Genomic DNA, 4,177 nt, shown 5'->3' on the forward strand with positions numbered 1-4,177 from the left:
CAGGCGGTAGACCGCGTAGCGGGTGCCGCTCAGCTCGGTGCTGCTGACCGCCATGCGGGTGATTTTGCCATTCAGATAGCGGGTGCCGCCCGTCAGCCCCCCGGTGGGGATGGAGACGGTAAGCGGCTGGCCGAGCAGCGCCTTGCGCTCAATGCGCGCATCGGTGCTCAGCAGCTCCACGGTTATCTCAAAGGCGTGCGAGAGAGCTTCTCTGCCGCTCAGTTTCCAGAACAGCAGGCCCGCGACGGGCAGCTGGACGGTGATACGATCAAACATAGTGATTTCCCTGACTGGCCGCGCCCNCTGCCGCTCAGTTTCCAGAACAGCAGGCCCGCGACGGGCAGCTGGACGGTGATACGATCAAACATAGTGATTTCCCTGACTGGCCGCGCCCACCGGTCGGGCGCGGTAGTGATTAACTTTGCGGATCCAGCAGCCATACGCCTGCACGATCGACGCTGATGCGCCGAAAAATAAAAGGAATGTTATCAATGCGTATTCAGGTAGATCCCGCTAATGTATTAGCTCTTACTTCCCAGATATTTGGTTCTCTGTGTATATCCTGAATGTTTACCGGCAGAAAAGGTATTGCGCAGGTCGACATCAGCGCCTCCAGCTTTTTATCCCTTTCAATTCTGCCAGCTTCATTATGCGAAGCATCATTCAGTTCAATAACACATACAATCCGGTTAGTTTTTTTTGAAACCAATACATAATCCATTGCCATTCCATTGAAAATAGAGAAAAACCGCTTGCGTTCCTCTTCTGAAAAACCTGACTGCTCAGGGAAATCAATCAGCTGTCCCAAAGATACCTGGCTATTAATATAGCAATACTGTCCAAACCACTCTTCAAGTTGCTCACGGTAAATGTTCTCCACTTCACTTAACAAGAAGCCACTTCTTTTTCGTTTTAAATAAACCCCCTCCCTAAGCATATTCCAAAATAATTCATCCCTGTCCTCCCACCGTGAGTGTCTGAATTTTTTAGGTGGTGTATAGGGCCGGGACAGAGGGGGGGATGTTGAAGGTAAATTAGCATTATTATGCACGACGGGTGTTTTTTTTCTCCCGACTTACGGCCTGTATAAAAACCAACAAGAAAGACGAAAATCAATATTATGAAAAAATCCATACTACCTGATACCTCCTGAAAAATAAAAAATCAGTTAAAGAATTCATATTCAGCAATAGTGTGGGGGGGGATATTCAGAGAGTAGTCTCTTTCCCGGGATAATTCATATGGAAACCCAGTGCATCTTTTCCGGTTCTTAACAAAAATATCATCTACCCTTATAGCCGGCCTCAATTGAGGATGGATAGAGGCAAAGCTGAGTTGTGGACTACGTTAACCATCACCAGAAGAAACCAACCAGCGACTAATGAGTTGAAACTCACGCTGGGTATGGGAAACGGGATATAATAGTTAGTTGATAAGGGAAAGAGTAATTTATAGGGAAAATTTACTGGCTGATTAAGTACCGATAAATGATAAATTGCTCACATGGCTGTTGCTGTGGCCATGTTATAGGCACCAAACAGAATTGCGCTGCTGAGGATGCAAGGCGACATCCACAGCGTTGCGAAATGTCATAATCAATTTCACGGAAAGATTATTATTAAAAACTAAAGTTTACTCATTAATACCACAAAGTATTAATTTTGAAATAAATATTTAATCATTACCCTTAACCCTTAACCCTTAACCCTTAACCCTTAACCCTTAACCCTTAACCCTTAACCCTTAACAGCATAATAAAATTTATATTTATTTTAAACAGCCGTTTAAATATTTCAAATAAATAATTGGGGTTATGTAAATGCTTTTACTCAATGCAAGAATGCTTTACACGACTCGAAACTAACGCTTTTAAGTAAACACTCAAGATCATATTACAGAGGTGATGATTGTTATTAATACTAACCGGATACACTACCCCTGGTATCATTTTTTTAAAAAGTTCCCAACCTTTTACCCTACCTACCCATCCGCCCTCTTTTAAAAAATACACGCTTTCATATTGATTAAGATCAGGCATATTACCACTACTGGATTAAAAGAATTCTTCGATAGTTTTGCCACGAAAACCCTTAATACATATAAATTTGACATCTTATCAAAAAGTGAATTTGGAAATTCAACTATAAGTTCAGACTCATCAACTAAACGGGGGCTTTTTACATTAATATAATTGAATCCAACGAAATCATTAGACATATAACATGAAGAGACATGCTACAGCCGCGCAGCTTCCTGCTCAGGATACACTCTAAAAGCAAAAGTCTAAGTGTTTATTTTTTGTATAATTATTATACGTAACAGTTACTCGGAAACATCATTGCTGTTCCATGTACCAAATGCATAAAAAAATTCACCACCCACGGGCACGGTCAGCCCCTTTCCTCACGGTCATCATGATGTGGCTAAGTGTTTCGATATTAGGCACAGCTATTAAGCCGTAGACTGCTCTACAGTTATGAGATGGCCCCCCAACTCTTAACTATGCCGATGCCAAATTTTTGGATACGTTGGTCCAAAAAATTATTTTCTCACTTTCTCTTTCACCTATATGCCGCCGCAAAAGCTACGGCATATTTAATTGCTTTATTAATCAAAACCCTTACTTCAAACTAATTGGGTTGAATACCGCCAGTATATTTTTATCTCTATTGAACCCACATGGCAAACAACCTTTTTTAAATATTTTAAAAATTTCTTCCAGCACAGAGTTATCCTCAAGTCCGTACAGGTACCTCTGAGTAGCTACCATATTTAACATATAAATAGCCTCATCACTTACATCATTCACAAAATCATCATAAAATTTGTTTTCAGACAACCCATTTTTTTTACGAAGTAAAAACGCTTTACGTTTGCGTATATTTTCTTTAAGTGCATCGCCTTTCAAGCCCTTAGAGTTAGCAAGAATATCTTTCTGAGAATTATTATAATCTTTATCAAGTATTATATTAGATACTAATGCAGAAAAAAAGTCATTCCAACATGCATAAGGTGCGGGTAAGTTCTGCTCAAAAAGCAATCTTTTAGCTTCACTGGGATCAATGATTAAATCAAAAGCTCCCATTGATTCACCCGTACCTGATAAAAAACTAGCATCATTGATAAAGACGATTGGTTCCATGTAGAAATCTTTTTGACTATTCATATTATCACCTAAATATATCTGACCACAAATTATATACTCGCTGCCTGCCAACCTGCCCCACATCTCGACCAAAAATATCAGCGTTATACATATCCTTCGATCTTATAGGGATGCCATCCATTATCCCACGACTGGCAGTACGCTGAATGGCTGATACTTGCTTAGATATATCATTTACCGACTGTCTCAAATCAATTCTATCTAATGCATCTCTAACTGCATCAGTGTAACCATGGTGATTACCTTAATGTCTTGCCATTGTACTTGTTGCATCATCAGCCTTACGAAGGAATATCCCATTAGACGCATCATCAATATAATAATTAATCTTTTTAAGTGCCGGATGATTAGCCAATTCTTTTGGTATAATATGATGAGCTTGATACCCTTTCCATGTTGTTGAACGCGGCAGTCCCATTGACTCCATCATATTTTTCCCCAAGGTGGTGGAGCAACCACTCAATCCCAGCGGATCCACCCAAACCATCGGGTCAGGCACATAGGCATAAGTATTCAGCCCACCCGCCAACCCAATCGGGTCCAGCTGCGTAAACCGTCCACCCACAGGATCGTAATACCGGAACAGATTGTAGTGCAGTCCGGTTGATTCGGCACCTGCGGTGCCTCACCCCTTCGGGGCCGTCGCTGAAGCGATGTTCAAATTTACTGAAGCAAATTAGTCCCGGTCCAGATACTGTCCCTGAAAGCGCAGATTCTGCTGGACTGACTGATACCCGGTGGTGCTTTCCTGCTCCGTTATCCCCCACGTCGAGAAGCGCCCGCGCCACACCACTTCGCCACGATCGTTGGTCATCCGCTCCGGCAGCCCGTTCAGCTCCGTGTGGTACCAGAAAATATCCGACTGTTCACCGAGGGTATCAACCCGGGCAATCGGCTCCCAGCTCCCTTCGCTGTACAGGTACTGCGTGTCACGCTCCGGCGCGGCGCTGCTGCTTTCGCCCACCATCCGCAGCCCGCTCCACAGAAAAGTGACGGTTTCCGCAGCCTTAT

At 42.9% G+C, this 4,177-nt stretch carries 3 protein-coding genes and 1 pseudogene; all 4 read right to left on the reverse strand.

The features are described 5' to 3' along the window. Nucleotides 1-276: contractile injection system protein, VgrG/Pvc8 family (locus A1830_RS20675; RefSeq protein WP_231877690.1), on the reverse strand; the 276-nt coding region annotated here is incomplete at its 3' end. Nucleotides 277-499: 223 nt separating this feature from the next. Beyond that, nucleotides 500-892, reverse strand: a complete 393-nt coding sequence (locus A1830_RS20680) for a DUF2726 domain-containing protein (protein WP_231877691.1) — start codon at nucleotides 890-892, stop codon at nucleotides 500-502. Between the two features lie 1,728 nt (nucleotides 893-2,620). Next, nucleotides 2,621-3,166, reverse strand: a complete 546-nt coding sequence (locus A1830_RS20685; RefSeq protein ID WP_067710491.1) for a hypothetical protein — start codon at nucleotides 3,164-3,166, stop codon at nucleotides 2,621-2,623. A gap of 4 nt (nucleotides 3,167-3,170) precedes the next feature. After that, nucleotides 3,171-4,169: pseudogene (locus tag A1830_RS22395) on the reverse strand (AHH domain-containing protein); the annotation flags it as partial. Between the last annotated feature and the right edge of the window lie 8 nt (nucleotides 4,170-4,177).

The organism is Erwinia sp. ErVv1, from assembly GCF_900068895.1.
In the GTDB taxonomy this organism is placed as follows: Bacteria; Pseudomonadota; Gammaproteobacteria; order Enterobacterales; family Enterobacteriaceae; genus Erwinia.

Bases quoted from the DNA above. Each gene is read 5' to 3' on its own strand.
- A1830_RS20685 (WP_067710491.1), bottom strand. From the start codon at position 3,166: ATGAATAGTCAAAAAGATTTCTACATGGAACCAATCGTCTTTATCAAT.